Genomic DNA, 25,972 nt, shown 5'->3' on the forward strand with positions numbered 1-25,972 from the left:
GCGCAATCCGCACACCTGTACGGAAACCGTGCACCGACGCACATCCGGAGGTTCTCCCATGTCCCCTGGCACCCGCTCCTGGGTCGTGCCCCTGGCCTGGACCGCCGTCCTGCTCGACGGGTTCGACCTGGTCGTCCTCGGCTCCGTGCTGCCCGTGCTGCTGCGCGACCACGTCTGGGGCCTGACGCCCGCCACGGCGTCGGTCGTCTCGACCGTCGGCCTGGCCGGGATGATGCTGGGCGGGCTGGCGATCGGCACCATCACCGACGTCATCGGCCGCCGGAAGTCACTGATCATCTCCGTGACGCTGTTCTCGCTGTGCACGCTGCTGTGCGCCTTCGCGCCGTCGACGTTCGTCTTCGGCCTGCTGCGGTTCGTCGCCGGGCTCGGCCTCGGCGGCTGCCTGCCGACGGCCATCACGCTCGTCACGGAGTACGCGCGCCGCGGCAAGTCCGGCAGCGCGACGACCACGGTGATGACCGGCTACCACGTCGGCGCGGTGCTCACGGCGCTGCTCGGCATCGTGCTGATCGCGCCGCTGGGCTGGCGCGCGATGTTCGTCGCCGGGGCGATCCCGGCGGTCGTGCTGATCCCGCTGATGCTGAAGTTCCTGCCGGAGTCGGAGACGTTCCAGCAGGTCCGCGAGACCGAGCGGTCGGCCGGGCACGCGGTGGCCGGCCTGTTCCGCGGCGGCCTGCTGCGCGCGACGATCGCGTTCTGGGTGACGTCGTTCATGGGGCTGCTGCTGGTGTACGGGCTGAACACGTGGCTGCCGGAGATCATGCGCCAGGCCGGGTACCCGCTCGGCGCGGCGCTCAGTCTGCTGCTGACGCTGAACCTCGGCGGCATCGCCGGCCTGCTCGTCGCGGGCCGGGTCGCCGACCGCGTCGGCATCCGCCCGTCGGCGCGCGTCTGGTTCGTCGCGGGGGCCGTCTTCCTGGCACTGTTGAGCGTGAAGCTGCCCGCCGTCGGGCTGTACGCGGCGGTGTTCCTGACCGGCTGCTTCGTGTTCAGCGCGCAGGTGCTGGTGTACGCGTACATCGGCCGGATCTACCCGGACGCGATCCGCGCGACCGGCCTCGGCTGGTCCGCCGGCATCGGCCGCATCGGCGCGATCTCCGGCCCCCTCCTCGGCGGCGCGCTCCTGACGGCCGGAATCGCGTACCCGTGGGGCTTCTACGCGTTCGCCGCCGTCGGCGCCCTGGGTGCGGTAGCGGTCTCGGTGGTCCGCCCGGGCCGCCAAAGCCCGGCCCAGGACACCGCCCCGGCGGTCACCGAATCCCGGCCCGCCACCACCTGAAAGCGTGCCGTCCGCCCCCGGGACAGTCCGGCGCGGCTGTCCCAGGGGCGGAGCCGGCGACCTGGTTCATCGCCGGCGTCACCGGCCGTCAGACGACCCGCTTTGCACTCACGCAGCGGTTTCATCCAACGCGCTGACCGGCTGGGCAGGGTGTGCCGCGGCCTTGCGCAGCGCGGCCCGGCGAGGGCTGATCCAGCGTGATCCGGCGAACCGGATGACCCGCCACCGCAGCCGCGCGGCGATGGACAGCATGTGTTCCTGGTTGTCGCGTTTGGCGACCAGGTAGGCGAGCGTGTGCTCTCCCGGCTCCCGGATGAGCAACGGTCGGGGCCGCACCTTGATCTCGCCGAGTTCGAGCCCTTCCAGCTTCCCGGGGTTGTTGGTGAGCAGCGTGACTTCCTTGAGCCCCAGCTGCTTCAGCAACGCCGCGGCGTCCCGGTACGACCGGGAGTCGGCCTTGCGCTCCAATGCCGCGTACGCGGCGAACGTGTCCATGCCGGTCTCCTGGCAGAGCTGGTATCCCCGCGCCTTCGTCAGGAGACCGGCACCACGGCCTTCCTGGTCCAGATAGATGAGGACCCCGGAGTTCCGCTTGATCTCCTCGAGCGACTTGTCCAGCTGGTAAAGGCAGTCACAGTTGGTGGACCCGAATATTTCGCCGTAGAGGCACCGGGACTGGATCCGCACGAGGCATCCGTCCCGCGGTTCGCCGAACACCGCCGCGCACGCCGGATTGAACTGTTCGGTACCGCCGAGGACGACGACCCGGAAATCGCCGTCCGAATCCTGCAATCTGTGCTCCACGACCTCGGTCACGGGTTCTCCATGTCGGATTTCCTCCACAGCCGGTCGACGTCTTCGGTGCCGGGCATGGAGTCGGTGATCTCCTCGATCGTGAGGTTGGCGGTCATGGCCTGGATCGCCCATTCGAGGGCCTCCCAAGTCAGATCTCCGCCGTCCTTGAGGAGTTGGAAAGTCAGGGCCGCGGAAAAAGCTTCGCGGGCCCCAGGCGTGTCTTCGAGCGGAACGTTCGGGCCCTCGATGTCCCTGGATCGCGTCCGGGACCGGATCTTGGCGCCGAAGTTCTCCACCACACAGACTGTCTCCACGCCTAGGGTGAGCAGTTCCTCAGCCAGCGCGTCGACCGTGTCGGGGCGGTCCGGATAGGACAGCAGCCCGCGCAATTCGCCTTCACGGCCGACGAGGTAATCGACGCCGTGAAGATACCGGTAAAGCTGTTGCGGCGTTGCCATGGGGGGCGAAGCCTGCAAAAGAACCAGCGGTTTCGGCGATTGCTGGGTGGCCGTTTCGAGCGCCCATTGAACCGTTTCCACCGGTGGTTCCAAGGTGACCATGACCGCATCGGCTTCGGCGATTGCTTGTTTCGTGCGCGGTTGTTCGAATTCCGTAGTGGACAGCGAGACCTTACCCGCGTTCATCCAGCCTAAATAACGGGTTTCACCCTTTTGTGTAACGAGCATCAGGGCCCGCGGGTTCGCCTCGCCCGGCGTCGTCCGGATCAGCTCGGTCGAGAGGCCTTCTTGCTGCATGTAGCGAGTGAGCTCGCGTGCGGCCTCGTCGCCCCCGATGGCGGCGCAGAGCCGCGCACGGAGGCCGAACCGCCGCGCGGCGACCGCCAGGTTGAGCCCCTTGCCCCCGGGGTGCTCCTCGAACGAGGTCGCCTGCACCGCGGCACTGATTCCGGGTAGCTCGTCGGAGACCACGACCACGTCCGTCACCGCGCCCCCGACCACGACGATCGAGTCGCTGGGCTCGTGGGAACCGGCAGCCGGCTCCAGCAGTGCTTCCGGACTATGCACGCAGCGCTCGGCGAGCCGGACGAGCGCGCGTGCCTCGACCGAGCCGCGCAGGGTGCGCACGGTCGGCGCCGGGGGAATCCCGGTCACGCCGAGCAGGCGGTGGAATGCCTCCCAGTGCTGGGCGAGCGCATTGCGTCGCTCGCCGAGGTCCTCGGCATACAGCCCGCGCAGCTTCGGCCGATCGGAGAGCAGGTCGCCGAGCACGCCCAGGGAGAGCGCCGCGTCGACGATCAGCCGGTCGGTCGGCTCGAGATCGGCCGTGACGCGGGTGACGACGTCGACGATGGCCTGGTCGGTGGACACGGCGCGCTCACGCGCGTACCGGCGCACGACGGGCAGGTCGGCGAGCAGCACGACGTCGACCTCCGTCGCGCTGAGCCGCTCGACATTGAGGCCGCTGCGGGTGCGCAGCTTGAGGAAGACGTTTCGGACGCCCTCGACGGCGGCGTCGGGCTTCGCCATCAGCCCAGCCTACCCTTCTACTGCCATTTGACGTCTCCAAGATGACACTTGTTGGACAAACTCTGGGTGATTCCATGGCAGATGCACGGGTGCTCGTCACGATCGGTTCATCTGCCGCGGCGAGGGTACCTCCTCTGCTAGTCCGTTCAGGTCACGACTCCCCGGCTTCGAGTGGTGTTTGACTCCTCAGCGAGAGGGCGTCGAGGTGTGAGCCGGGAGCGCCCGTCTTCGTTATCGCAACGTCAATTGACATCGTTACTCGGCAAATGTCACTCTTGGGTTGCCTCATCGGCCCCAAGGAGGTCGCCATGAAGCCCTGCAACTTCGGTTCAGGCCACGAAAGCAGTCCCACTCGCACGGCGTCCGCGCTGCGGATTCCGCAGGAAGCTGCACTGATCGACTTCGGGACCCGACGGAATCTGGCAATTGCCGCCCTGGGATTGCTCGCGCTGTCAGTCGCCGGGTGCGCCCTTCCATTGAAGGCGGCCGACCCCACTGGCGGAGACCAAGTCATCATCGTCTCCAGCGCCACCGCGAATGAGCCTCGGCCCGCCCTTGCCGACGCGGCCCGCAAGATCCTCATCGACGCCGCGAACAGCGGAAACGCCTCTGCGCGTGGCGACGGCAAGAGCAGTGTCGCGCTCGTCGCGGCCGCCGACGGCATCGACTCGCGCCAGGTCGTCCTGACGCCGAGACGAGCCGACGGATCGCTGGAGCACGGGCTGCAACGGCCGTCACTCATCGAGCGCAACATCCAGACCGTTGCCGACGCGGTCGCGGCCACCGCCGCCGCGCGGCCCGGGCTCGATCTACTCGGCGGCATCGACGCCGCTGTCCGCGGGGTTGCTCCCGGTTGGCTGATCGTGGTGAGCAGCGGGCTGAGCACGGCGGGGGCCTTCGACCTGCGGCAGGTCGGCTGGGACGCCCAGCCGAAGACGGTCGCGAGCCAGCTGGCCGCCAAGAACGCGTTGCCGCACCTCGAGAACTGGCACGTGCTGTTCACCGGGCTCGGCAGTGTCGCCGGCGCGCAGCCGCCCCTGCCCGGCCCCGCCCACGACAAGCTCCTGCAGTACTGGCAGGCGATCTGCGCAGGCGCTCGGGCCGCCGGCTGCGACTTCGATGACAAGCGCGTCCCCGGCGAACCGCCGCACGCCACGGTCGCCACGCCGGCCGTGCCCGTGCCCGGCGTGACGTCGGTGGTCGGGCCCGCCGGCCAGGTCAGCACCACCGTGTCCGACAGCGCGCTCGGGTTCTCGGGGGATTCCGCGGTGCTGTCCCCGGGTGCCCGGGAACTGCTGCGCACCCTTGCCGGGAGCATCACCGCGCGGTTGGCGGGTAGGCCCGGTGCGGTGGTGAACGTCCGGGGCTACGCCGCCGATCCGCCGGGGTCGACCGCGGCCGGCCGCCAGGCACTCGCCGACCAGCGCGCCCACGCGGTGTCCGACGCGCTCGGCCAGGCCGGGGTTCGCCAGCGGCTCGACGTAGCCGGGGTCGGCACCCAGCCCGGCCGGACGGCGATGGTGGGCGGCCGGTTCGACGAGGCCGCGGCAGCCGCGATGCGACGAGTGGAGATCGCTTACTAGCAGACGAGGAGGTACCGCCATGACCAGCAGCGACGAGACGCGCAACCTGCCGCTCCCGCAGCCGCGACGCCCGCGGGAGCGGGAGTACGCCGGGGGCTCCTCGGCGGCCGAGGACCGGCTGCTCGCCCGGATCCGGGAACTGCGCTACCTGGCCGAGCGGGCGATGGACGACCACGTCGTCGGCCCGCACGGGCAGAATCTGACGGTAGCCGAAGCCGACGCCAGGGCCGACCTCCTCGACGGGCTGATCGAGCTGGAACAGGTGCGCGGCAGCCTGCGTCACCGCCGCGTCAACCGGCTCACCCGGGTGCTGACCCTGCTGACCGTCACCGTCGTCGACCTGCCGATCATGCTGTGGCTGGCCAGCTCGGTGTTCAACGTCGACTGGACGGCTCCGCTCGGGCTGCCACTGCTCATCAGCGTGGTGATCTCGGTGCTGGCCACCGTCGGCGCCGCCACCGCGTTGCACCATCTGGGCCACAACCAGCGTCAGCACAAGAACCACCGCCGCCAGTTGGAGTGGAGAAAGCTATCCACCGGCGCCAAGCTGAGCCTGCTCACCGTCGGGCTGCTGGTGGGCCTGATGGGCGTGGTGATGTTCGTCCGGGTCTCCACCGAGGGACTGTTGTCCGGGATGAACGGCCTCGCCCTGCTGATGGCGGTGCTCGTCGCGCTCGTCATGGTCGTGTCGGCGACGCTGGTGTTCTGGACGGCCTTCCGCGACGGCTCTCTGGAGCAGGACGACCTGCGCCATTACAGCGATTGCGTCCGGCCGCACCTGGCCGCCAAGCGCGAGTACGAGGACCAGGCCTACGAGCTGGGGTGTCAGTACGATCTGCTGCGCCGCCGCGCCGAACGGGAGGACACCCACCCCGCGTCCGCCGAGTGAGCGCGTGTCTTGGTGAGGGAGTCGACCGAGGCGGACTCCCTCACCAAGACCTCTCGCCGAGCGTCAGCCGAGGTCCTTCAGTTCCTTTTCGACGGCCGCGAGCTCGGCCTCCGAACCCTGGACCTTGGGGCCCTTGAACCACTTGTGGGCCGAGAGCACCCACCACAGCGCCGCGCCGCCGAGGACCACGAGGAACGCGATCGGCGTGTAGTTGAACGAGTCCACCGTCACCGGCGACGCCTGCGGGAGCATGAACAGCACGAAGATCAGGACGACCCACGTCGTCGCGATGATGCCGACCGGCTTGCCCCAGCGTCCGAGGTGCCACGGCCCGCGCTCGAAGCTGTCGCCCAGGCGGACGCGCAGGAACACCGGGATCACGTAAGCGACGTACAGGCCGACGACGGCGATGGACGTCACCGCGCTGTAAGCGGTGTAGCTCCACAGGTACGGCAGCGCCAGGATCAGCGCGCCACCCGCACCCAGCCAGACGGCGTTGGTCGGGGTCTGCGTGCGCTTGTTGATCTTGTGCCAGAAGTTCGACCCCGGGATCGCGCCGTCCCGCGCGAACGCGTAGATCATCCGCGAGTTGGCCGTCACCGAAGCCATCCCGCAGAACAGCTGCGCACCGATGCAGATCAGCAGCAGGAACTTGCCGGTGACCGCGCCGGTGGCGTCGATGAAGATCTGCGCGGGCGGGACGCCGGTGGACGAGCCGACCTCGCCGGCGTAGTCCTGGATCGCGAACGTCAGGCCGATCAGCAGGATCCAGCCCGCGACGAGCGAGACGACGATCGACATCACGATGCCGCGCGGCCCGGCCGTCGCCGCACTCTTCGTCTCCTCGGTCATGTGCGCCGACGCGTCGTAGCCAGTGAGCGTGTACTGCGCGACCAGCAACCCGAGCGCGAAGACGTAGAACGCCGAACCCCAGCCCGTCTGGTTGACGAAGCTGCCGAAGACGAACGACGCGTCCTGGTGCTTGGCCGGCACGAAGACCAGCACGCCCACGATCACCAGCACGCCGATGAGGTGCCACCACACGCTGACGTTGTTGAGGATCGCGACGATCCGGACGCCGAAGGTGTTCAGCAGGCCGTGCACCACGAGGATGATCGCGAGCAGCAGGATCGTGTGGCCCGGCGTCGCCGCGAAGCCCCACTGCAGGTCGAGGAACGCGTTGAGGAACAGCGCCGCGCCGAAGTCGATGCCCGCGGTGACGGCGATCTGCCCGACGAGGTTGAACCAGCCGGTGAACCACGACCACGCCGCGCCGTTCTTCCGGGCCAGCCTCGCGGCCCAGTAGTACAGCCCGCCCGCGGTCGGGTAGCTGGAGCAGACCTCGGCCATGCCGAGACCGACCAGGATGACGAACACCCCGACCAGTGGCCAGCCCCAGATCATCGCGGCCGGGCCGCCCGTCTTCATGCCGAACCCGTAGAGCGTCAGGCAGCCGGACAGGATGGAGATGATGGTGAACGAGACGGCGAAGTTCGAGAACCCCGACATCGTCCGCTTGAGCTCCTGCGCGTAGCCGAGCTGGTGGAGGCGCGCGCTGTCGTCATCGTGGGCGGGGTCGTGGTCGGGAGTGGTCTGCTGGTCGGAAACGTCCATCGGGCACCTCTTGAAAGGTATGCGGCCAGACCATTGAATTCGCCGAAAGTAGCCCCGGTCCCGGAGGGTGTCAAGCCTTCGTCAAGAACTCGTCCAGCCGCCGCAGCCGGGGCCCGCCACCACGGTGGTCGTTCGAGATCAGCGTCGCGGTGATGCCGGAGGACGGCTGGTGCAGGCTCACGAACGTCACGCCGTGGTCGCCGCCCTCCAGCCGGAGCACACCCGGCCGCGGCAGCCAGAAGCCGAGCCCGTAGCCGTCCACGTGCGGGCGCAGCGCCCGGTCGGCCCACTCGCGCGGCACGATCCGGCCGTCGAGCAGGGCGGGCCAGAACTTCCGGAAGTCCGGCGCGCTGCTGTAGATCCCGCCGTCGCCGAAGCCCACGACCGGCAGGCTGAACACGTTGGTGCGGCCGTCTTCCAGGTAGCCGGTGGCCGTCCGGCCGGGGAGCGCGTCCGACCGGAGGAACGCGGTGTCGGTCATCCCCGCGGGCTCGGTGACGCGGGTCCGGACGAGGTCCGCGAAAGGTATGCCCGCGACCCGTTCGGCGATCAGGCCCAGGACGGCGAACGCGCCGTTGTTGTAGTGGAACCGCTCGCCGGGCGGGAACTGCTGCGGGAACCCGTCGAGCGCGACGAGGTAGTCGGCCGACGTGACGAGACCGGGCGGGGTCTCGGGCGGGTTCTCGTCGTCGCAGAAGTCGCCGATGCCGGACGTGTGGGTCAGCAGGTGCTCGATCGTGACGCGGTCGTCGATCAGCGGCAGGTCGTCACCGAGGATGTCGCGGGCTTTCGTCGTCAGTGCGAGGTGTCCCTCGGCGACCAGGCCGATGACGACGAGAGCGGTGAACCCCTTGGTGCCACTGGCGATCGCGAACCGGGTGTCGACGGTGTTCCGGACGGCGTAACCGATGTGCGCGTACCCGGCCGCCTCGGCGTGCAACGTCTCGTCGCCGCGGCTGACCAGCACGACACCGGAAAAGGGCGCTTCCATGGACTCAGCGTCCACGGAAGCGCCCGTCACGGCAAAGTGTTTACCGGCCCAGGAACGCGTGCAGCGACTCGAGGGCGGTGTCCGGCTGGTCGGCGAAGAAGCCGTCGACGCCGGCCTTCAGGAACGCGGCCTCCTCGGTGAAGACGTCGCCGTAGGCGTCCGGCTCGGCCGACGAGCGCAGGTTCGCCGGCAGGAACGGGTTCTCGTTCCGGAACGTGTACGGCTGCACCTTCAGGCCCGCCTTGTGCGCGTCCGCGACGATCGCGGTCGGCTTGGTCAGGTTCCCGGCGGCGTCGAGCGGGATGATCTGCGCCTTGTCCGGCCCGAGGTACTTCGCGTACTTCGCGACGTCCTTCAGCCCCTTCGCCGAGACGATGTCGGCGTAGGTCCGCTTGTCGCCGCTCGCGACGAAGTCCGCCGGGGCGCCGCTCGCGGAGGTCAGCTGCAGCAGCGGCGTCCGGACCTGCTTGTGGAGCGCGATCAGGTTCGACACCTCGAACGACTGGATGATCGCCGGCGCGTCCGGCCGGTCGAGGCCGTTCTTCTTGAGGGCCGCGACGAGCTTCGGCTCGGTCGGGTTGCCGATCGACTGGAAGAACGTCGAGTGCTTGACCTCGGGGTAGGTGCCGAGCGTCCGGTGCAGCTCCTTGCCGAGCCGCTTGGTCAGGTCGAGCACCTCCTGGAAGGTGGCGATCTGGTAGCGCCCGTTGTACAGCGTGTTGTGCGGCCGGTTCGCCGGGATCCGCTCGACCGCGCGCAGCGTCTTCAGCTCGGCGAGCGTGAAGTCCTGGGTGAACCAGCCGGTCGTCGGGACGCCGTCGATCACCAGGGTCTTCTTGCGGTCCGCGAACTCGGGGTGCTTCGAGACGTCGGTGGTCCCGCTGATCTCCGGCTCGTGCCGGGCGACGAGCTGGCCGTCCTTGGTCGGCACGAGGTCGACGTCGACGAAGTTCACGCCCATCCGGTAGGCGAGCTCGTACGAGGCGAGGGTGTGCTCCGGCCGGTACCCGGGCGCGCCGCGGTGTCCGATGATCACGGGGTCATCGTGGCCCCGTCCGTGCGCGGCCGCATCGGCGGACCCCCCGCTTTCGGACGGCACGGTGGACGCGCTCGCCGACCCGACGGCCAGTCCGGTGACGCTCAGCAACGCCAGTCCGGCGAGCGCCAGCACGCCGACACGTTTGCGCTTCATCTGGTGACCTCTTTTCACACAGGGTGTGCCCTGACTACCCGTGCAACCCTCGATGTCGCAAGCGTCCGAAGTGCGTATCTGGACGAACACCCCGGTAAACGGCGCGTGGACTCCTGCGCACGCGCCTGTGTCCTCCGGCACGGCGCGGGCCGGGCGGGTGGCGCACGCCGGCGGGCGTGCCACGCGGGGTTCGCCTTGCAAGCGACCGGCGGGCCGCGGGCGATCGCACCGCGGCCGGCCGGACTGCCCACCCCGCACCGCTGGCCGCTCGCGTTGCGCAGGCGAGCGGTGACCCGCTCCGGCCCCGGCGCACTGGCCACCTCGCCGATGCGCGGCGGCAGGGTGGCAGGGTGGCTGCTCGGCGTTCGCGCTGCAGGCTGCCGGCCGGCTCGCCCCGGCCTGCCCTCTCGCCGGGGCGAGCCGCGTGTCTCGAGCCTCGGTAAACGGCGGCCGGCGGCGGTGCTGCCGGGCTCGGGCAGTGCGGGCCGTCGTAACCAGCGCTGCCCGTATGCGGTCGAGTCCGATGAGCGACCTGTGGACTCCTGCCGACGCGGGTGTGGCCCGCGGCACGGCCGTGCGGGCCGTCGCAACCAGGCCCGTCACCAGCCGGTAGCGCCCCGTGAACACCGCGTGGAACCCTGCTCACGCCGGGTGGCGGAGGACGGCGAAATGTCCGGGGTGAACACGGCCGGATACTCTGTGCGGCGTGCGCGTACTGGTAATCGGCTCCGGCGCCCGTGAGCACGCCCTCGTCCTCGCGGCCTCCGGCGACCCCACCGTCACCGCCCTGGCCTGCGCGCCCGGCAATGCCGGGACGGCCGCCATGGCCGAGCAGCTCGGTGTCGAGGCGGCGGATCCCGAGGCGGTCGCCGCCCTCGCGAAGAGCTGGCAGGCCGACCTCGTCGTGGTCGGGCCCGAGGTTCCGCTCGTCGCCGGTGTCGCCGATGCCGTCCGCAAGGCCGGCATCGCCTGCTTCGGCCCCTCGGCCGCGGCGGCCCGCATCGAAGGTTCGAAGGCGTTCGCGAAGGACGTCATGGCCGCGGCGAACGTGCCGACCGCGCGCAGCGAGGTGGTCGACAACCCGGCCCGCCTCGACGCCGCGCTCGCCCGCTTCGGCCCGACCTGGGTGGTCAAGGACGACGGCCTCGCCGCCGGCAAGGGCGTCGTCGTCACGACCGACTACGACGTCGCGCGCAAGCACGCCATCATGCTGCTCGACGGCGGTCACCCGGTCCTCCTGGAGTCCTTTTTGGACGGTCCGGAGGCGTCGCTGTTCTGCTTCGTCGACGGCCACACCGTCGTCCCGCTGCTGCCCGCACAGGACTTCAAGCGCGTCGGTGACGACGACGCCGGCCCGAACACCGGCGGCATGGGTGCCTACGCGCCGCTGCCCTGGGCGCCCGAGAACCTCGTCGACGAGCTGGTCGAGAAGGTCGTCCAGCCGGTCGCCGACGAGCTGGTCGCGCGCGGCGCGTCGTTCTCCGGCCTGCTCTACGCCGGGCTCGCGCTGACCTCGGACGGCCCGCAGGTCATCGAGTTCAACTGCCGCTTCGGCGACCCGGAGACGCAGGTCGTGCTGGCCCTGCTGCGCACCCCGATCGCCGGGCTGATGCTCGCCACCGCCACCGGCAAGCTCGCCGAGCACCCGCCGCTGGAGTGGGCGGGCGGCGCCGCGGTCACCGTCGTGATCGCCGCCGACGGCTACCCGGGCAAGCCGCGCACCGGCGACATCATCGGCGGCGCCGAACTGGAAGGCGTGCTGCACGCGGGCACCCGCCGTCGCGACGACGGCGCCGTGGTCTCCTCCGGCGGCCGCGTGCTCTCGGTGGTCGGCACCGGCAAGACGCTCAAGTCGGCGCGCAAGCACGCGTACGAGACCGTCGAGAAGGTCCACCTCGCGGGCTCGCACCACCGCACGGACATCGCGCTCAAGGCGGCGAACGGCGAGGTCGGCGCCCCGACGGCCAAACAGCGCGCCTGATCCGGGAACCGGCGGGGGACGATGTTCGTCCAATCTCAGCCTGCTGTCACACCCGGGTTGGTAGCCTCGACGGGAGTCGGCCGGTCACTGTCCGTATGACGTCAGGGGAGAGCATGTCAGGACCCTCGTACGACCTCAGCTCGGCCGTCCCCGTGGCGCCGGCGGCCGCGGACGTCCTGGTCCACCCGGACAAGCTCCTGGACGTCGCCCGGATCGTCGAAGAGCAGGCCAACTCCCTCGAAGACCAGCTGCTGACCAAGCTCGGGCAGCTGCGGATCGACGCGCCGTCGGCCGACGTGATCAGCACCCAGTCGATCGACGCCTGGAACACCCTCATCGCCGACGGCGACCGCTCCTACGCGGGCCAGGTCCGCGAGTACGTCGCCGGCCTGAAGCGCCTGGTCTCGCAGCTGCGCGACGCCGCCAAGGACTACAAGGTCAGCGAAGACGAGAAGGCGGCGGTGTTCGGTGACCGCAGCAGGCACGGTGCGTAGCCGGAAGCTGCGGATCACCGGAGGCGTGCTCGCGACGGCGGCGCTCGCCGGCTGCTCGGCGGGCACCGACGGCACCCCTTACCCCATCGAGACGGCCGCGACCGCGGCGTCGCAGAGCGCCAAGGCGGCCCAGCTGCCGCAACGGCCGGCTGAGCTGCCCCTGCAGGGCGTCAACCTGTGCGAGGTGTTCCCGCAGGTGCAGCTCGACGCCATGAAGATCACCAGCGCGCCCCGGGAAGCTCCCCCGGAGGACGGGCCGACGTGCGTGTTCGACGCGGACGGCGCGGAGCCGGTGCACGCCTACCACGTGCGAGCGGTGTCGGCGGACCTCGACGAGTGGATCACCGGGGCCCGCAAGAAGAACAGCATGACCACCGAGCCGAAGACCATCGGCGGTTACCCGGCGCTGACGAACTACCGCGCGGCCGGCGATCCCGCCGACTGCGAGGCGCTCGTCGGCGTCGCGAGGGGCCAGACGCTGGCCGTCCAGACCTTCGCCATCACCCGCGGCAAGTTCACGCAGCCGCAGCTGTGCGACCTGTCGGTGCAGGCCGCCGACATCGCGCTGCAGACCTTGAAAGCACGCAACTAGGGAGGGCGCGTGGAATTCTCCGAGCTCGCGGCCGGGATTCAGAACCACCGCTTCGACGGCTGGACGAACACCGCGATCGCCGACCAGATCACGCGGATGATCAACGGTGACGGCACCGGCAGCATCGGCACGGCCGTCGACGCGCTGAAGGCCGTCGCGACCGCGCTCGCCCACACCGACCAGACCCTGCGCGCGCAGCTGCTCAAGCTCGGCGTCGAGTGGCAGAGCCAGGCCGGCGGTGCGGCCAGCCAGGTCCTCACCGAGCAGGCCGGGTTCTCCCAGGACGCGACGACGAAGGTCGCGCACGCCGCGGAGATGGTGTTCGAGCAGGGCGAGTCGTTCAACCGGACCAAGTACAAGCTCCCGGACGCCGAGACCGTCCGGAAGGGCGCGGGCGGCTACACGCTCGGCGACGGCCTGCTGCTCAGCCTGATCGGCTTCGAGACCGACCACGCCCGGCAGGTCGAGGCCGCGAACGACGCCAAGGAACAGGCCAAGCAGGCGCTGAACGAGTACGCGCAGGAAAGCGGCACCAACCTGCTCTCGACGCAGTCGCTGTCCGACCCCGAGTCGCTGAAGCTGGCCGCCCCGGGCATCACGCCGGGCGTGCTGGACGTCGCGGGCGCCGCCGTCGCGGTGACGCCGGACGGCGGTGTGAAGCCGGCTTCGGACAAGGTCCGGTCGGTGCACGTCGACCCGCCGGTGGTGCAGCCGGTGTCGCACACGGTCCACGCCGACCCTCCGACCCCGGTCTACGGCGTCGCGGCGCAGCAGCAGCCGTCCCGGCCCGTCGCGCAGCCGCCGCGCCAGACCGGCGCGGGCACCTCGCCCGCGCAGCACACGACACCGTCGTCGTCGACGACTCCGGCGGGCGTGAAACCGCCGACGTCGACGCCCGGCCCCGGCTGGGTCAACGCGCCGGGTCGCGGCACGGCGTCCGGTGACTCCTCCCACTTCTCACCCGGGCTGTCGGTCGGCGGCGGCGAGCAGTTCGTGCCGCCGGGCGCACCCGGCTCACTGCCGCCCGGCTCGGCGCCGGGGACGGCGCCGATCAAGTCCCTCGGCGGCGGTGGCGCGTCCGGCGCCGGCTCGACCAGCGTCGACAGCTCGTTCGGCGGGGCCAACCGCGGTGCCGACGGCCTGCTGGCCAAGGGCCGCACGGTCGGCGCGATGCCGCAGGCCCCGCTCCCGCCCGGTCAGTTCACGGCCGAACGCGGTTTCGTGGCGAAGCCCGGCGCGACCCCCGGCGAGATCGGCGCGGGCGCGGCGGCGGTCGGTGCCGGCGCGGCCGGTGGCGCGCTGAGCGGCGACAAGGAACGCCTGCGGCGCGAAAAGGGCCAGGCGAAGGGCCCGGTGCGGCCGCTGCCGGTCGGCGAGCTGCCCGAGGAGGAGGCCGTCGCGCTGCGGAAGTCGGAGCAGATCAGCCCGAAGCAGCAGGCCGGCGAGTCGAAGTTCCTGTCCGAGGCGGCCCCGCAGGAGGACGACGCCGAGCACGTCCGCCGCTTCGGCGTCGACGACCAGGACCTGTTCGCCGACCAGCGGATGGTTTCTCCCGACGTGATCGGCGACCACAGCGGGGACGGGCGCTGACCGTGTCGCTGGTGCTGTCCGCGCGGGAGTTCGACGTGCTCTGGGAGTCGTTGGGCCTGCCCCGCCGGCACGTCGCGCTGGACGTGCCGAGCGAAGGAATGACCCGCGGCGAGCGGCTGGAAGTGGTCGACGCGGCCTGGGCGTCGCTGAGCGAGCGGCGCCTGGCCCGCAACCGCCGGGTGTCGGGCGAGGTGGCGGACCTGCTCAACCTGCTGGCCCGTCCCCAGTTCGGCGTGGACGTGTGGGTGTGGGCCGAGCGCGAGATCCGCGGCCGCGCGGTGAGCGTCCGCAGCCAGGCGGTGCTGGCGGTGGTCGACAGCGGCGAGGTCTGGCTGATCCCGGCCACGGAGGACGGCCTCCCGGAGGCGGCGGCCTCGGTGGCGGGCGACCTGGGCCCGGGCATCGGCCAGACGGTGAGCATCCCGTACGACGTCCTCAGATCCGCCGACGCGGCCGCGAAGGGCGACGCGAAAGGCCTGGTCACGGCGTTGGAGGACCGGGGCGTGGAGCTGTTCCAGGCCCAGGAGCTGTCGGGCATGCTGCTGGGCCAGGAGGCCAGGGGCCAGTTCGGCGCGGAACGCGTGGGCCGCGACGGCGTGGTCCACCGAGCGGGCCGGGTCGTGGCGTTCTTCGACACGGACGCGGGGCGGTACCTGTTCCAGGTGGCGTCGGACCGCGACGGCCGCGAGTGGGCGACCGTGACCCCGGCGGACAACGCCCTGCTGGCGACGCGAATCCGTGAACTGATGGCGGAGGCCTGATCCCCGCCGGGTGGAAGTTCGCCGGGAACGGTACGCGCGGCGCGCGGGAAGTCATAAAGTAAGCGCGGGAACCGTCCCGGTCATGACGACGTCTGATCGGGCGGATGCAAGTGTGCGAAGGGGATGACGAACCGTGCCTGTCTACGACGCCGACTCGATGGCCATCGCGGCCGGCCAGGTGGAGAAGCTGAAGGACGAGTTCGAAAAGTCCAAGCAGAAGGTCACCGGCATGGACCACGAGCACGAGAGTCCCTTCGGCGGGATGGACGACAAGGGCGACGCGCACGGCGCGGTCGGCAAGTTCAAGGACGGCGTGCACAGCCAGTTCGACGCCGCGGGCAAGCACATGGAGGCGCTGGGTTTCGCCATGCGCAAGGCCGCCGGCCTGATCGCCGAAACCGACCAGGTCGGGGCGAGCGACCTCACGCTGCACGTCGACAAGTGAACTGAGCAGGGGGCACCAGAGTGGCTTTGAACGGGGTCGGCGCCGGAACGCCGGACAATTGGGACGCCTTCATGAAGAAGGTCGATCAGGTCGAAAAGGTCAATCTGCAGAAAATCACCGACGCGGCGACGCAGTTTCGTGACGCGGGCAAGAACGCCGGTGACCACAATGCGTCCCTGAAGTCGTCGACGGACGCGCTGGGCGGCGATGTGTGGGCCGGCCCGGCGGCGGACCAGTTCTTCACCTACGTCCGCCAGGTGCGCGACGCCGGCACCAAGGTGCAGACCCACCTCGAAGACGTCGCCAAGGACCTCGACACCCTGCAGACCAACCTCGCCGAGATCAAGCGCAAGGTCTCGGACAAGCAGAACTCCGCCGAGACCGCGGTCAACGAGCGCAACACCAAGGCGGCGACCGACATCAAGGTCGCGCTGGACAGCGCGAAGAAGGCGATGGACGAGGGCAAGCCCGGCCCGAGCCCGACCGCCGCCGAGATCCTCGAGCAGGCCAAGACGGACATCCACACCATCACCGCCGGCTTCGACGGCGACGTGTCCGCGTTGCAGACCCAGGCCGACACGCAGATCAAGGCCTCGCAGACGCTGATGTCCCAGCAGATCGACGGCGGCTACGACCAGGTTCCCCTGCCGAGCAGCACTCCCGCGGCGCCCAAGAGCACCGGCGGCATCCACAGCAACGGCGCCTCCCACGGCGGTGGCGGTGGCGGTGGTGGCGGAGGCGGTGGCCTCGGCCCCAGCGGCGGCCCGCCGTCGTCCCCGCCGCCCGGCAACGTCCAGCAGTGGATCCAGGAGGCGATCAAGGCCCTTCAGGCGGCCGGCGTCCCCGTCACCGACGCGGACATCCCCAACATCTGGGCGATCATCCAGCACGAGTCGGGCGGGAATCCCAACGCCATCAACAACTGGGACTCCAACGCCGCTGCCGGGCACCCGTCCAAGGGGCTCATGCAGTGCATCGACGGGACGTTCAACGCCCACAAGCTGCCCGGCCACGACAACATCTACAACCCGGTCGACAACATCATCGCGGGCGTGCGGTACTCCTTCGACCGCTACGGCGGCCTCGGCAACGTGCCGGGCATCAAGGCCATGGCCCACGGCGGTGCCTACCAGGGGTACTAGAACTAGCCTGGCCCCATGGCCGACCTCGAGGCGGGTCCCGCGCTGCGGGCCGGTGTGCCGCCCTTCCACGTCATGGACGTCCTTTCCGCCGCGGGCGCGCGGCAGCGCAGTCACGGTGATCTCGTGTCGCTCGCCGCCGGGCAGCCTTCCGTGCCCGCGCCGAAGCCCGTTCTCGACGCCGCCCGCGAAGCGCTCGGCAAGAGCACCCTCGGCTACACCGAACAGCTCGGCATCCCCGAGCTGCGCGAGGCTGTCGCCGGGCACTACCAGCGGAAATACCGGCTCGACGTCACCGCTCAGGACGTCGTCATGACCACGGGGTCGTCCGGGGGCTTCCTGCTCGCCTTCCTCAGCGCCTTCGACCCCGGGGCCAAGGTGGCGATGGCCCGGCCCGGCTACCCCGCCTACCGCAACCTGCTGACCGTCCTCGGCTGCGAGGTCGTCGAGTTCGCGACCACCGCCGAGACGAACTTCCAGCCCACCGTCGCCCTGCTCGACGAGCTCGGGCCGATCGACGGCCTGATCGTCGCCAGCCCCAGCAACCCGACCGGCACCGTCCTGCCGCCCGGGGAGCTGGCCGCCATCGCCGGCTGGTGCTCGTCGCACGGGGTGCAGCTGATCAGCGACGAGATCTACCACGGCATCTCCTACGGCGCCGAGCTCGACTGCGCGTGGCAGTTCGGCCGGGAGCCGCTCGTGCTCGGCAGCTTCTCGAAGTACTTCGCGATGACCGGCTGGCGGCTCGGCTGGATGCTCGTGCCGCAGCGGCTCCACCGCGCGGTCGACGTCCTGACCGGCAACTTCACCATCTGCCCGCCCGCGGTTTCGCAGTACGCGGCGCTCGCCGCCTTCACCCCGGAGGCGTACGCGGAGGCCGACGCGCACGTCGAGCGCTACCGCGCCAACCGCGACCGGCTCTTCGCCGGCCTCAAGGGCATCGGCCTCGACGAGCTCGCTCCCGCCGATGGTGCTTTCTACGCGTACGCCGACGTCAGCGCGTACACCCACGACAGTCTGAGCTGGTGCCAGCGGCTGCTCGCCGACACGGGCCTCGCCATCACCCCCGGCGTCGACTTCGACCCGGTCGACGGCGGCAAGTACGTCCGGTTCTCCTTCGCGGGCAGCGCGGACGACCTCGACGAAGGCGTTCGCCGGCTGGGGGCCTGGCTCGGCCAGGGGGAACCCTGATTCATCCCTGAACGTTGGCTCGCTGAGGGGAGTTTCGCCGGCCGAGGTGTCAGAGTGGAGTCATCGGGCCGGAGGGGCCACGGGAGCAATCGGAGGAAGCCATGTTCTGGAAGATCGTCGGCGGCCTGATCGTCGCCTGGGTGGCGTTCATGGTGCTGGGCGCCGTGATCGGCTTCGTTTTCAAGGCCGTCCTGTGGATCGCCATCATCGGTGGCATCGCCTTCCTGGGCGCCGCCGGCTACCGCGCGATCAGCGGCAAGAAGGACCCCAGGCGGATCAACCGCTACTGAGCTATCCCGGGATCCGCGCCACGCCGCACAGCGACGTCCAGTTGACGGGCGTCAGCGGCGCCAGGCGCGGCCCGTCCGGCCACCACCGGTGCGGCGCCGTCAACCCGGGCTCGAGCAGGTCGAGGCCGTCGAAAAACGACGCGATCTCGGCCCGCGTGCGGTAGCTCGTGTCGAGCCCGGTGCCGCTGAACCGCTTCTGCAGAGACGTCGCGACGCCGGCCGCTTCGGAGCCGTCGTCCGGGTTGTGCTGGTGGAGCAGGACCAGGTACGACCCCGGCGCCATCGCGCCGACGTAGGACTTGACCACTTGCCGGGCCTGCTCGAGGTCCGTGATGTGGTGGACGATCGCGCACAGCACGAGCCCGACCGGCCGGTCGAAGTCGATGAACCGGCCCACGTCGGACAGGGTTTCGCCGGGCCGCAGCAGGTCGTTGCCCGAGATGTGCGTGAAGTCGTTGTCGACGAGCAACGCCCGGCCGTGCGCCTGCACGACCGGGTCGTTGTCGACGTAGACGACGTGCGCCTCGGGGTTGTACTTCTGCGCCACCTGGTGGGTGTTCTCCACCGTCGGGAAGCCCGAGCCGAGGTCGAGGAACTGGTCGACGCCGAGCCGTTCGGTCAGGTACCGCACGGCGCGGACGAGCCACTGCCGCACTTCCTGCGCCATCGCCGGGGACTCCGGCGCGATCTCCAGGATCTGCCGCACCACCGCGCGGTCGGCCTCGTAGTTGTCCTGCCCGCCCATCAACGCGTCGAAGACGCGGGCGATGCTCGGCCGGTCGAAGTCGACGCGGGCCGACGGTCGTTCGCTCGTCATGGCGGCCTACCGGGGGTCGGGGTCCGTGCAGCCTAGGCCACGAACGATCACCGCTGGTAGGCGGACGTGCGGTGCGGGTGAGGTCAGTCGAGCCACGCGCGGGCCGCGTCCGCGCCGTTCCACACCTCCGCCTTGAGCCCCACCGCCCGTGCGCCGTCCACATTGGACTGACGGTCGTCGAAGAACAGGCAGTCGGCCGGCTCCGCGCCGAGCTCGTCGAGCAGCAGGCGGAAGATCTTCGCGTCCGGCTTGACGCACCGGACGTCGCCCGAGAACAGCGTCACGCGGAAGTGGCGGGCCCACTCCTGCGCGCGGACCCACTCGCCGAAGACCACCGGGGCGTTCGACAGCAGCGCCAGCGACGCGCCGGCTTCGGAAAGGGCCTCGAACAACGCCTGCGAAGACGGTTCCAGGTGCGCCCAGCCCTCGACGTCGACGCGGGTCAGCTCGGCCGACAGCGTTTCGTCGACGGACACGTCCAAGGCCTTGCCGACCGTCTGCCAGTACTCGAGCGGGGTGCTTCCGGCGTCATAAGGAATCCGGTAGTCCCAGTACGCCCTCTCGAACTCCGGCAGCGGCGCGCCGATCAGCGCGGCCAGCTCCGGACGGGCCTCGCTCGGCTTGCTCAGCACGTCGCCGTAGTCGAACACGATCCAGTTCACGGTGCCCCCGGTACTCATCGGGCGCCGGACTTGATCCGGCGCAACGCTTCTTCGATGTCGGTCGCGCTCAGGTCCCGGTGCGTCACGAACCGGACCCGGCCCGCCATCGGCACCGCGCGGATCCCGAGCGAGTCCAGCCAGGCCAGCGCGGTCGGGATGTCGGGTACCTCGGCGAGCACGATGTTGGTGTCCGGCTCGTTCGTCGCCCAGCCGTGGTCGGCCAGGCCCTCGGCCAGGCGCCGCGCGTTCTCGTGCGACTCGGCCAGCTCGGGGACGCGGTCCAGCGCGACCAGGCAGGCCGCGGCCAGGACGCCGCCCTGCCGGACGCCGCCGCCGAGCATCTGCCGCATCCGGCGCGCCCGCTCGACGAACGCGACGCTGCCCGCGACGACCGAGCCGACCGGCGCGCCGAGGCCCTTGCTGAAGCAGGCCGAAACGCTGTCGACGCCGACGGTCAGCGCGGCCGGCGGCACCTCCAGCGCGACCGCGGCCTGCCAGAGCCGGGCGCCGTCGAGGTGCACGGTCAGGCCGGCTTCCTTCGCGACGGATAGCAGCTGGGCGTGCTCGTCGGGCGGGGTGACCGCGCCGCCGGCCGCGTTGTGCGTGTTCTCGAGGCAGAGCAGCGACGTCCGTAATGTGAAGTACGGCCCGGGTTGTCCGATCGCGGCCGCGAGGGCGTCGGGCGAGGGACGGCCCGGGCCGCCGTCGTGCTCCAGGATGTCCGGCATCCCGCCGGCCAGCCACGCCGCCGAGCCGAGCTCGTTGGTCAGCACGTGGGCACCCCGCGTGGCCAGGAACCGGTCGCCACGCTGCAGGTGGATGCTCAGCGCGACGAGGTTCGCCATGGTCCCGCTCGGCACCCACAGCGCGGCCGGCATGCCCAGGACGTGGGCGGCGCGTTCCTCCAGCGCCTGGATCGTCGGGTCGCGTTCGAGGACGTTGTCGCCGACCTCCGCGGACGCCATCGCCGCGCGCATCGTGTCATCCGGACGGGTGACGGTGTCGGAGCGGAAGTCCAGCGGCGGCAGCGTGAAGGTCACGGAGCGATCACATCACACCCACCTCCCGGGGATCAATGAGCCCCGGAGTGGTGGGACCTGCTCGGTCCGTGCAACCGTGGACGCCCCTGATTCCGTCCTACCCACCGACGACAACAGAGCGGAGCACGACTGCGCGTGGACCAGCGCGACGAGGAGGAGTTCGCGGAGTACTTCGCCGCCAGGCGGGACGCCGTGCGCCGGACCGCGTACATGCTCTGCGGCGACTGGCACCGGGCGGACGACCTCGCGCAGACGGCGTTCGTCGCGCTGCACCGGAGGTGGAAGAAGATCAGGGATCGCGCGGCGACCGACGCGTACGTCCGCACGACGCTCGTGCGGGCGTCGATCGACGAATCGCGGCGTCCGTGGCGGCGTGAGTGGCAGACCGAGGTCCTGCCGGAACCCGCCGACGACTCGCCCGGCCTCGACGACCTCGTCGCGACCAGGGAAGACCTGCTCGCGGCGTTGAAGGAAGTGCCGCCCAAGCAGCGGGCGGTGCTGGTCATGCGGTTCTTCGAAGGACTCGACGTGACCGGCGCGGCGAAGGCGCTGGGCTGCAGCGAAGGCAATGTGAAGAGCCAGACCGCGCGCGGGCTGGCGAACCTCAAGCAGGTTCTGGAACGGGAGGTGGAGACCAATGGATGAGCAGGAGCTGCGCTCGTTGTTCTCCGCCGCGCCGCCGGACGCACCCGAGCCGACGTTCTCCCAGGACGACGTCGTTCGCGAATCGCGCCGCCAGACCGTGCGGCGCCGGAACCGGATCACCGCCGGGGTGAGCGCCGCGGCGCTGGTGGTCGTCGGGTTCGGCGCGTACGGCTTGCTGTCCGGGGGTACCCCCGAGGCACTGACAGCCGCGGACAACGGCGCCATGGCGTCACAATCCGGGCCGGGGTCGGGGCAACCCGGCTTGAGCCCGGCACGTCCTGAAGTCGGTGGGGGGTCACCGAACTTCTCGTCCGAACCACCTCGGCAGGGAGGTGACCAGGGCGGGAAGACCGGCCAGCTGGCCGAAGGCGCCTCCGGGTGCGAACAGGTGGACGGGGAGCTCGCCATCGCCCTCGCTGGCGAGCTCCCCGGCCACGTCGCCGGAACCCCGGCAGTGCCGGGCGGCGCCTGTTCGACGGCGTCGCGCTCGGCCGGGTTCCCGGTCCCGGGCGGCGAGGTGTCCGCGGCGGTGTACCCGAAGGGCATTCCCGTGGTCTTCAAGTCCCAGCCGGCCGGCACGGTCACGGCCCAGGTGGCCACGGCGTCCGGCGGGTCGTTGCTGCTGGTCAGCGTGCCTTCGGCCGGGGCGACGGCGCCGTACGCGGGTCAGGTTCAGGCGTTCGCGCACGATCTCGCGCCCCGCTTCTGAGCCCGGGTCCGCCCGGTTGGCAGAATGACCGGTCATGACCGCTGCGACCACCCCGAAAGGGGAACGACGGCGCGCCGCGCTCGTCGAGGCCGCCGCGAAGCTGCTCGTCGAGGGCGGGTTCGACGCCGTCCGGCACCGGGCGGTGGCCGAGCGCGCGGGGCTGCCCCTCGCCTCGACGACGTACTACTTCGACTCGCTGGAAGAGCTGGTCACGGCGGCCGTCGAGCACCATTCGAACGCCGAGCTGGCGGCGGGCCGGCGCCGGCTGGAGGAGCTCGCGACCCGCAACCGCGGCGTGCAGGCGACTGTCGACCTGGTGCTGGACATGCTGCTCGGGCCGGAGACCGACGACCCGGAGGCCGACGCGGAAGCGGTGCTCCTGCGGTACGAACGCCTGGTCGCGACCGGTCGCCGTCCGTACCTGCGGCCGTTGATGCGGACGCTGTCGGCCCAGCTCGACGAGCTGCTGACGGAGATCTTCGCGCGCTCGGGCACCCCGGTTTCGACCGATGAACTCGAACGGCTGATCGCGCTGGTCGACGGCGCCGTCGTCAACGCCCTGATCGCGATCGACCCGGCCCCGCGCGCGGCGGCTTCGCGGATGCTGCAGAACGCACTCGACGGCTCCTGACCATTACTGTCGTGCAGGTGGACTTGAACCTGCTGACCGCATTGGACGCGTTGCTGGAGGAGAACTCCGTGCAGGCGGCCGCCGACCGGTTGCACCTCACGCCGCCCGCGATGAGCCGCACGCTCGCGCGGATCCGGGCGACGACCGGCGACGACATCCTGGTGCGCACCGGCCGCACGATGACCCCGACGCCCCGCGCGCTCGCGATGCGCGACGAGGTCCGGACGCTGGTGGCCCGCGCGAACCGGGTGCTGGCCCCGGCCCGCACGGTGGACCCGGCGACGCTGCGTCGCACGTTCACCATCCAGGGCCACGACGCGCTGCTCGCGGCGCTGTTCCCGGCATTGCTGCGCACGGCGTCGGCGGAGGCGCCCGGGCTGGGGCTGCGGTTGCTGGCGGAGGCGCCGGTGGACACGCCCGACCTGGCGCGCGGGCACGTCGACCTGGAGCTCGGGGCGACGGTGCCGGCGTCGCCGGAGATCAGCCACGAGGTCGTCGGCGAGGATCGCCTGGTGCTGGTGACGCGAGCCGGGCGCGAGATGGACATCGAGGAGTTCGCGGCGGCCGAGCACGTGATCGTGTCCCGGCGCGGCCGGCTGCGCGACGGCGTCGACAAGGTGCTGGCCGAGCTTGGGCTGCGCCGCCGGGTGGTCGCGGCGCTCCCGACGGCGGCACTGGCGCTGCAGGCGATCGCGCACAGCGACGTCGTGGGGGTGATGGCCGAGCGGTCCACGGCCCAGGCCCGCGCCGACGTCGGCTTGAGCGCGGTGGAACTGCCGTTCGACCCGCCCAGCGCACCGGTGGTGCTGAGCTGGCACAGCCGCTACGACACGGACCCGGCGCACGAATGGCTGCGCGCCCACTGCCGCACCGCGGTGACCGACGTGCTGGCCGGGTCTGCCGCGGCGGGGTCGTGAGTGAGAAACAGCGTTAGAACACTGTTTCTCACTCACGACCTCACTTGGCCAGCGCTACCAGGACTTCGCCGCGGGGGCCGTCTTCGGCCGCGTCGAGCATGGCCGCGGCCACCGTCGCGTGGCTGATCATCGGCGGGAACAGCTTGCGGGGCAAGGAGTCGAGCCGCACGCTCTGCCGCGTCGGGCTGATCGGGCCGCTCTTCATCGGGCCCACGTGGACCACCGTCCCGCCCATGCCGAGGATCGCCGCGTCCGCGCCGACCTTGTCCGGCACCTCGGCTTTCAGGAGCCGCGCCACCAACGTCCGGGACAGCCAGCCCGCCGCCTCCGCCGAGGGCCCGGTCCCGAGCGCGCCGACCGACACCGCCCGCGACGGTCCCGCGGCCACCACCGCACGGGCCCCGGCGGTCAGCACGCCGGGTGGGTCGCCCTTCCGCAAGCCCAGCGCGTCGAGCACGATTTCGCTGCCGCGTAAGGCATCCGCGATCCCCGCGGCGTCGTGGACGTCGGCGGCGACCGTGGTCAGCCGCTCGGTGGACGACGGCGCCGGGTTCCGGCTGACGGCCACCACCTCGTGTCCGCGCTCGAGCGCCTGCCGCACCAGCTCACTGCCCACCGCGCCCGACGCGCCGAGCACCGCCACCCGGCTCACTTCAGCACCTCCAGCGCCGCGGCGTGCAGACCCGGTGCGGCGACGAGGATGTCGGCCGAGTTGACGTCCCAAGCGGAGCCCGTGAGATCGGTGACGACCGCGCCCGCTTCCGCGGCGAGCAGGGCGCCGGCCGCGCTGCCGGGCAGGTCGGGTTCGTACTGCCAGAACACGTCGTACTGCCCGGCGGCGAGGCCCAGCAACGGGAACGTCGTCGGAATCGTGTTGCGCACCAGCAATGCCTTCGATGCCATCGCCACGAACGCGCTCGCGAACCGCGTGTAGACCTCGGGAGAGCTGCCCGCCTGGCTCGCCGTCACCGCCGCGCTCGAGAGGTCGGTCTTGGCCGAGACGTGCAGCCGCCGCCCGTTGAGGAAGGCGCCTTCGCCGCGCACCGCCGTGTACGTCAGGTCGCCGATCGGCTGGCGGACGACGGTCAGCTCCGGCTGCCCGTCCGTGACCAGCGTGATCGTCACGCCCCACTCCGGCAGGCCGTGGACGTGGTTGACCGCGCCTTCGGTGCCGTCGACCACCCACCACCGCCCGGCCGGCACGACGCGGCCGGTCTCGTCTTCGTCCCACCAGCCGACGCCGGGGACGACGCCGTCGAGCGCCTCGCGCACGATCGCCGTCGAGGTCGCTTCGAGGCGGGTGCCGAGCTCGTACATCGCCGCCCGGTCCGCCGGCCGGCTCGCCGGGTCGTACGCGTCGAGCAAAGCCTGTCCGGCCTTCTCGGCCGCTTGGGTGACCGCTGTCAGAACGTTTGTCATGTACCTATTACGGCACGGACTGACGCCTGACTCCAGTGCAATCTCCTTAACTGACGAGTTACCGCCGTGCACTTGAGCTAGGACTTGCGCTGCGCCTTCGCCAGGTCGTCGCGGGACTTCGTGACGAGTGCCAGCATCGCCTGCTCGGCCGCCACGGGGTCGCCGGCGACGATCGCGTCGAACACCTTGCGGTGGCTCGGCACCGGGTCCTCCGCCGCCGACGCCCCGTGCACCAGCTTGTCGCGCTCGGCCAGCCCGATCGCGATCACGCGTTCCATCCGCATCAGGAAGTTGTTGTGGGTGGCCGTCATCAGCCGCCGGTGGAACGCGAGGTCGGCCTGGACGCTCGCCTCGGCGTCGTCGGCGGCAGCCATGTCGGCCAGTGCCTCCCGCAGTGAGTCGAGGTCTTCCTCCGACGCGCGTTCGGCCGCGATCCGCGCCGCCGCGGGCTCGACGACCGTGCGGACCTCGGTCAGCTCGTCGAGCAGGCCCGGGTCGTCGGCGGCCGCGGTCTGCCAGCGCATGACGTCGGTGTCGAGCATGTTCCAGCGCTCGCGCGGCTGGACGAACGTGCCGCGCTTCTGCCGCGCGTCGATCATCCCCTTCGCGGCCAGCACCTTCAGCGCCTCGCGCAGCGCGGTCAGGCTGATGTCGAGCTCTTCGCGCAGCGCCGGCAGGTCCAGGACGGTGCCCTCGCCCCACTCGTCGGAGAGGATGCGGCTGGCCAGTGCCTCCACGGTCTGGCCGTGCAACCCGCGTGGCCGGTGTTCGGTCAATGGAGGGCCCTCTCAGCTGGCA

General features: G+C 70.9%; 27 protein-coding genes. 16 read left to right on the forward strand and 11 right to left on the reverse strand.

What is annotated here, in order from left to right; all coding sequences use genetic code 11:
• Window positions 1–58: 58 nt before the first annotated feature.
• Entirely contained in the window at window positions 59–1,300 is a 1,242-nt protein-coding gene (locus tag ACZ7OU_RS07690) for an MFS transporter (protein ID WP_470254562.1), read from the forward strand.
• A 108-nt stretch (window positions 1,301–1,408) separates the two neighbouring features.
• Here the strand turns inward: ACZ7OU_RS07690 and ACZ7OU_RS07695 are convergent, their stop codons facing one another.
• Entirely contained in the window at window positions 1,409–2,116 is a 708-nt protein-coding gene (locus ACZ7OU_RS07695; protein WP_470254563.1) for a GTP cyclohydrolase II, read from the reverse strand.
• Window positions 2,113–3,582 carry a carbohydrate kinase family protein gene (locus tag ACZ7OU_RS07700; protein ID WP_470254564.1) on the reverse strand — a complete coding sequence of 490 codons (1,470 nt, stop codon included), beginning with the start codon at window positions 3,580–3,582 and terminating at the stop codon, window positions 2,113–2,115. The genes ACZ7OU_RS07695 and ACZ7OU_RS07700 overlap by 4 nt, the downstream gene beginning before the upstream one ends.
• A gap of 476 nt (window positions 3,583–4,058) precedes the next feature.
• Here ACZ7OU_RS07700 and ACZ7OU_RS07705 point away from each other — a divergent pair, with 476 nt between their 5' ends.
• Both ACZ7OU_RS07705 and ACZ7OU_RS07710 read left to right on the forward strand, forming a co-directional pair.
• Window positions 4,059–5,165: an OmpA family protein gene (locus tag ACZ7OU_RS07705; protein ID WP_470254565.1), complete on the forward strand. Its 1,107-nt coding sequence runs from the start codon at window positions 4,059–4,061 to the stop codon at window positions 5,163–5,165.
• A gap of 19 nt (window positions 5,166–5,184) precedes the next feature.
• Window positions 5,185–6,054, forward strand: coding sequence for a hypothetical protein (locus ACZ7OU_RS07710; RefSeq protein ID WP_470254566.1), 870 nt, complete (start codon window positions 5,185–5,187; stop codon window positions 6,052–6,054).
• Window positions 6,055–6,117: 63 nt separating this feature from the next.
• Here ACZ7OU_RS07710 and ACZ7OU_RS07715 read toward each other — a convergent pair whose 3' ends face one another.
• The 3 genes from ACZ7OU_RS07715 to ACZ7OU_RS07725 all read right to left on the reverse strand — a co-directional run bounded on the left by ACZ7OU_RS07715 (window position 6,118) and on the right by ACZ7OU_RS07725 (window position 9,851).
• A complete protein-coding gene (locus ACZ7OU_RS07715; RefSeq protein WP_470240387.1) occupies window positions 6,118–7,668 on the reverse strand; it encodes an amino acid permease in 1,551 nt (516 codons plus the stop codon).
• 70 nt (window positions 7,669–7,738) lie between these two features.
• A complete protein-coding gene (locus ACZ7OU_RS07720; RefSeq protein WP_470254567.1) occupies window positions 7,739–8,659 on the reverse strand; it encodes a serine hydrolase domain-containing protein in 921 nt (306 codons plus the stop codon).
• A 40-nt stretch (window positions 8,660–8,699) separates the two neighbouring features.
• Window positions 8,700–9,851: a glycerophosphodiester phosphodiesterase gene (locus tag ACZ7OU_RS07725; protein ID WP_470254568.1), complete on the reverse strand. Its 1,152-nt coding sequence runs from the start codon at window positions 9,849–9,851 to the stop codon at window positions 8,700–8,702.
• A 706-nt stretch (window positions 9,852–10,557) separates the two neighbouring features.
• Between ACZ7OU_RS07725 and purD the strand changes: the two genes are divergently transcribed.
• The 9 genes from purD (at window position 10,558) to ACZ7OU_RS07770 (ending at window position 18,334) form a co-directional block, all read left to right on the forward strand.
• The gene (gene purD, locus ACZ7OU_RS07730; RefSeq protein WP_470240390.1) at window positions 10,558–11,832 is read left to right on the forward strand and encodes a phosphoribosylamine--glycine ligase; all 1,275 of its coding nucleotides are present in this window, start codon (window positions 10,558–10,560) and stop codon (window positions 11,830–11,832) included.
• A 113-nt stretch (window positions 11,833–11,945) separates the two neighbouring features.
• On the forward strand, window positions 11,946–12,326 hold the full coding sequence (locus tag ACZ7OU_RS07735) for a hypothetical protein (protein ID WP_470240391.1): 381 nt from the start codon (window positions 11,946–11,948) through the stop codon (window positions 12,324–12,326).
• A 25-nt stretch (window positions 12,327–12,351) separates the two neighbouring features.
• Window positions 12,352–12,918, forward strand: a complete 567-nt coding sequence (locus ACZ7OU_RS07740; protein WP_470240809.1) for a DUF3558 domain-containing protein — start codon at window positions 12,352–12,354, stop codon at window positions 12,916–12,918.
• Window positions 12,919–12,927: 9 nt separating this feature from the next.
• Window positions 12,928–14,508, forward strand: a complete 1,581-nt coding sequence (locus tag ACZ7OU_RS07745; RefSeq protein ID WP_470254569.1) for a hypothetical protein — start codon at window positions 12,928–12,930, stop codon at window positions 14,506–14,508.
• A gap of 2 nt (window positions 14,509–14,510) precedes the next feature.
• The gene (locus tag ACZ7OU_RS07750) at window positions 14,511–15,269 is read left to right on the forward strand and encodes an ESX secretion-associated protein EspG (RefSeq protein WP_470254570.1); all 759 of its coding nucleotides are present in this window, start codon (window positions 14,511–14,513) and stop codon (window positions 15,267–15,269) included.
• 133 nt (window positions 15,270–15,402) lie between these two features.
• Window positions 15,403–15,714 (forward strand): hypothetical protein, encoded by a 312-nt coding sequence (locus tag ACZ7OU_RS07755; protein ID WP_470240394.1) that lies wholly within the window; start codon window positions 15,403–15,405, stop codon window positions 15,712–15,714.
• A 71-nt stretch (window positions 15,715–15,785) separates the two neighbouring features.
• Window positions 15,786–16,856: a transglycosylase SLT domain-containing protein gene (locus ACZ7OU_RS07760; protein WP_470254571.1), complete on the forward strand. Its 1,071-nt coding sequence runs from the start codon at window positions 15,786–15,788 to the stop codon at window positions 16,854–16,856.
• A gap of 15 nt (window positions 16,857–16,871) precedes the next feature.
• Window positions 16,872–18,044, forward strand: a complete 1,173-nt coding sequence (locus tag ACZ7OU_RS07765) for a pyridoxal phosphate-dependent aminotransferase (RefSeq protein WP_470254572.1) — start codon at window positions 16,872–16,874, stop codon at window positions 18,042–18,044.
• A 101-nt stretch (window positions 18,045–18,145) separates the two neighbouring features.
• Entirely contained in the window at window positions 18,146–18,334 is a 189-nt protein-coding gene (locus tag ACZ7OU_RS07770; RefSeq protein ID WP_364610651.1) for a hypothetical protein, read from the forward strand.
• 1 nt (window position 18,335) lies between these two features.
• Here ACZ7OU_RS07770 and ACZ7OU_RS07775 read toward each other — a convergent pair whose 3' ends face one another.
• The 3 genes from ACZ7OU_RS07775 to ACZ7OU_RS07785 all read right to left on the reverse strand — a co-directional run bounded on the left by ACZ7OU_RS07775 (window position 18,336) and on the right by ACZ7OU_RS07785 (window position 20,853).
• A complete protein-coding gene (locus tag ACZ7OU_RS07775; RefSeq protein ID WP_470240397.1) occupies window positions 18,336–19,151 on the reverse strand; it encodes an SAM-dependent methyltransferase in 816 nt (271 codons plus the stop codon).
• 83 nt (window positions 19,152–19,234) lie between these two features.
• Window positions 19,235–19,813, reverse strand: coding sequence for an HAD family hydrolase (locus tag ACZ7OU_RS07780; protein ID WP_470240398.1), 579 nt, complete (start codon window positions 19,811–19,813; stop codon window positions 19,235–19,237).
• Window positions 19,814–19,827: 14 nt separating this feature from the next.
• The gene (locus tag ACZ7OU_RS07785) at window positions 19,828–20,853 is read right to left on the reverse strand and encodes a threonine aldolase family protein (RefSeq protein ID WP_470240399.1); all 1,026 of its coding nucleotides are present in this window, start codon (window positions 20,851–20,853) and stop codon (window positions 19,828–19,830) included.
• A 135-nt stretch (window positions 20,854–20,988) separates the two neighbouring features.
• On the opposite strand from ACZ7OU_RS07785, the gene ACZ7OU_RS07790 reads away from it, so the two are divergent.
• Genes ACZ7OU_RS07790 through ACZ7OU_RS07805 form a run of 4 tightly spaced genes read left to right on the forward strand, consistent with a single transcriptional unit; the run spans window position 20,989 to window position 23,755 of the window.
• Window positions 20,989–21,498: a SigE family RNA polymerase sigma factor gene (locus ACZ7OU_RS07790; protein WP_470240400.1), complete on the forward strand. Its 510-nt coding sequence runs from the start codon at window positions 20,989–20,991 to the stop codon at window positions 21,496–21,498.
• Complete coding sequence (locus ACZ7OU_RS07795; protein ID WP_470254573.1) at window positions 21,491–22,207, forward strand: hypothetical protein; 717 nt, start codon at window positions 21,491–21,493, stop codon at window positions 22,205–22,207. Before ACZ7OU_RS07790 ends, ACZ7OU_RS07795 begins: the two co-directional genes overlap by 8 nt.
• A 34-nt stretch (window positions 22,208–22,241) precedes the next feature.
• Window positions 22,242–22,838, forward strand: a complete 597-nt coding sequence (locus ACZ7OU_RS07800; protein WP_470254574.1) for a TetR/AcrR family transcriptional regulator — start codon at window positions 22,242–22,244, stop codon at window positions 22,836–22,838.
• Window positions 22,839–22,849: 11 nt separating this feature from the next.
• Window positions 22,850–23,755: a LysR family transcriptional regulator gene (locus ACZ7OU_RS07805; protein WP_470254575.1), complete on the forward strand. Its 906-nt coding sequence runs from the start codon at window positions 22,850–22,852 to the stop codon at window positions 23,753–23,755.
• A 40-nt stretch (window positions 23,756–23,795) separates the two neighbouring features.
• Here the strand turns inward: ACZ7OU_RS07805 and ACZ7OU_RS07810 are convergent, their stop codons facing one another.
• The 3 genes from ACZ7OU_RS07810 to ACZ7OU_RS07820 all read right to left on the reverse strand — a co-directional run bounded on the left by ACZ7OU_RS07810 (window position 23,796) and on the right by ACZ7OU_RS07820 (window position 25,950).
• Window positions 23,796–24,407: an NAD(P)-dependent oxidoreductase gene (locus tag ACZ7OU_RS07810; RefSeq protein WP_470254576.1), complete on the reverse strand. Its 612-nt coding sequence runs from the start codon at window positions 24,405–24,407 to the stop codon at window positions 23,796–23,798.
• A complete protein-coding gene (locus tag ACZ7OU_RS07815) occupies window positions 24,404–25,174 on the reverse strand; it encodes an inositol monophosphatase family protein (protein WP_470254577.1) in 771 nt (256 codons plus the stop codon). The genes ACZ7OU_RS07810 and ACZ7OU_RS07815 overlap by 4 nt, the downstream gene beginning before the upstream one ends.
• A 77-nt stretch (window positions 25,175–25,251) precedes the next feature.
• A complete protein-coding gene (locus tag ACZ7OU_RS07820) occupies window positions 25,252–25,950 on the reverse strand; it encodes a FadR/GntR family transcriptional regulator (protein WP_470240406.1) in 699 nt (232 codons plus the stop codon).
• Window positions 25,951–25,972: the final 22 nt, after the last annotated feature.

It is taken from the genome of Amycolatopsis sp. NPDC114505, from assembly GCF_055633615.1.

Bases quoted from the DNA above. Each gene is read 5' to 3' on its own strand.
- ACZ7OU_RS07690 (WP_470254562.1), top strand. From the start codon at position 59: ATGTCCCCTGGCACCCGCTCCTGGGTCGTGCCCCTGGCCTGGACCGCC.
- ACZ7OU_RS07700 (WP_470254564.1), bottom strand. From the start codon at position 3,582: ATGGCGAAGCCCGACGCCGCCGTCGAGGGCGTCCGAAACGTCTTCCTC.
- ACZ7OU_RS07710 (WP_470254566.1), top strand. From the start codon at position 5,185: ATGACCAGCAGCGACGAGACGCGCAACCTGCCGCTCCCGCAGCCGCGA.
- ACZ7OU_RS07715 (WP_470240387.1), bottom strand. From the start codon at position 7,668: ATGGACGTTTCCGACCAGCAGACCACTCCCGACCACGACCCCGCCCAC.
- ACZ7OU_RS07720 (WP_470254567.1), bottom strand. From the start codon at position 8,659: ATGGAAGCGCCCTTTTCCGGTGTCGTGCTGGTCAGCCGCGGCGACGAG.
- ACZ7OU_RS07725 (WP_470254568.1), bottom strand. From the start codon at position 9,851: ATGAAGCGCAAACGTGTCGGCGTGCTGGCGCTCGCCGGACTGGCGTTG.
- ACZ7OU_RS07735 (WP_470240391.1), top strand. From the start codon at position 11,946: ATGTCAGGACCCTCGTACGACCTCAGCTCGGCCGTCCCCGTGGCGCCG.
- ACZ7OU_RS07760 (WP_470254571.1), top strand. From the start codon at position 15,786: ATGAAGAAGGTCGATCAGGTCGAAAAGGTCAATCTGCAGAAAATCACC.
- ACZ7OU_RS07765 (WP_470254572.1), top strand. From the start codon at position 16,872: ATGGCCGACCTCGAGGCGGGTCCCGCGCTGCGGGCCGGTGTGCCGCCC.
- ACZ7OU_RS07770 (WP_364610651.1), top strand. From the start codon at position 18,146: ATGTTCTGGAAGATCGTCGGCGGCCTGATCGTCGCCTGGGTGGCGTTC.
- ACZ7OU_RS07775 (WP_470240397.1), bottom strand. From the start codon at position 19,151: ATGACGAGCGAACGACCGTCGGCCCGCGTCGACTTCGACCGGCCGAGC.
- ACZ7OU_RS07795 (WP_470254573.1), top strand. From the start codon at position 21,491: ATGGATGAGCAGGAGCTGCGCTCGTTGTTCTCCGCCGCGCCGCCGGAC.
- ACZ7OU_RS07800 (WP_470254574.1), top strand. From the start codon at position 22,242: ATGACCGCTGCGACCACCCCGAAAGGGGAACGACGGCGCGCCGCGCTC.
- ACZ7OU_RS07815 (WP_470254577.1), bottom strand. From the start codon at position 25,174: ATGACAAACGTTCTGACAGCGGTCACCCAAGCGGCCGAGAAGGCCGGA.